This window comes from Novipirellula rosea (assembly GCF_039541335.1).
In the GTDB taxonomy this organism is placed as follows: Bacteria; Planctomycetota; Planctomycetia; order Pirellulales; family Pirellulaceae; genus Novipirellula; species Novipirellula rosea.
The window spans coordinates 1-1683 of the sequence record NZ_BAABGA010000131.1; the positions used below are offsets into that span (position 1 = coordinate 1).

The following is a 1683-nucleotide window of genomic DNA, read 5'->3' on the forward strand; positions in this document are numbered from 1 at the left end:
TTTTGATAACTGGCGTTTGCTTCCTTGCGAAACGTGAATGGCCTCGTCAGTTACCTCGATTTACTGCGATGAAACGCTAATCCCTACGATTTTGCCCCCTTTTTCGCCTTATTGCATACACAGTGCGTGCACTTCTCCCTTGAGTAGTTTCAACATTCGCTTCACGTTGATCGCGAAACAGGTCATGATCTGCTGGATCTTCACCTTGTTTAGCCCCCAGTAGCGAGCTCGTCGTCCACCGTGATGACGGACGATCTCGTTGATCTTTCGTTCGATCGCAGGATGCTCACGACGAACCCGTTCATACTCCGCTGTCATCGACTTCTGGCGGGCTCGTTCGTATTCATGCTCATATTCATTCTTGTTCACTTGCCGGCCCCATCGACTGGTCTCTTTCATCTTGGGATGGCACTGAGACAACAGCGGACAGGCGAGACATCGCTTTTTGCCAAAATTAAAAAATCTCGAATGTGGCTTCTCTTTTTTGAACCAAGCTTTTCCTGAGACTTGGCCACCGGGGCAAGTCACTCGTGTTTTGTCCTCATTCAATTGAAACTCACTCGCAGCAAAGCCGGCTGTTTTTTCGCGTGCCGCTGGCGGCGTAATGACTTCGACAGCCAAGCCTGCGGGATCTTCAAGAGTTCGAAGCATCGGGCCATTAAAACCGCAGCCATCAATTGAAATCTGTTCAATCTGGTTGCCATGAGTTTGCTGTTCCATCTCGATCAAGTGGATGGTGTCGTTGGCCTCTGCGCCGTTGGCAGGAATCACTTCCACCTCGGTGATTAATTGACTCTCAGCATCCATCATCACGTCGACCATATAGCCTTCGTAAAAATTACCATGCATACCACGCCTGGCATCGGAGTCAACCACGCTGAGCGTGCGGTCACCTTGACTAGGCTGCTGGCAATCCCGGACGATCTTTTCCGCCAAATGGCGAATCGCCGCAAGTTTCTTCCACAGCGAACCGCATTTTGGCGATGGGGGTTCGGGCGGTTGCTCTTGCAACCATTTCAGGATATCGATGACGAGTTCCAACCGAGATTGCAGTTTAACCTCCACTTCAGCCTGAGCAGTTTCAAGGCGAACCTGCTCCGCTTTGATTTCGAACCCGATGGCGGATTGCTGATCAATTTGCCGGACGATGTCCAGCATCCTGTTTCGCAGTTGAGCCAACAAATTGAGCGTGGTGGGAATGGCGACATTGGCCAAGACATGACTAGCGTCTTTGAGCCGTAGCCGATCTTTGAGCAAGTCTTGCTCGCGAGCCGAGCTGATGAGTTGATCGAAGACCTTTTTGAACCCCTCGGCTCCCAGCCGCCCTCGAAATCGGGTCAACGAGGAGGAGTTGGGCAACGGGGAGCCGATCGGGACCTGCAGAAACCAGCGGAAAAGCAGATCGGTTTGACAGCGTTCGATCACCTTCGCGTCGGACAGCCGATAGAAAAAGCTAAGGAATTCCAGCTTGAGCATGATCAGCGGAAGGATCGCAGGCTGTCCATACTTTTCACAGTAAAACGAACGGACTTGGCCATCCAGAGCGGTCCAGTCGATCAATTCCAGGGCATCCAGCAGCGGTGACTCCGCCGGAAGCACTTTGTTGTAGATCGCAAGGTCGGAATCAGGAATCTTATAAAACTTGTCAGTCCAAGGCGCCAGCATCTTCTCACCCTCAAGAAG

The 1683-nt window shown here is 51.8% G+C and carries 1 protein-coding gene; it reads right to left on the reverse strand.

Features of this window, described 5'->3' with window-relative positions; genetic code table 11:
* Nucleotides 1–108: 108 nt before the first annotated feature.
* Nucleotides 109–1683 (reverse strand): transposase (locus ABD971_RS35945; RefSeq protein WP_345328553.1); only part of this gene is annotated, 1575 nt, incomplete at its 5' end.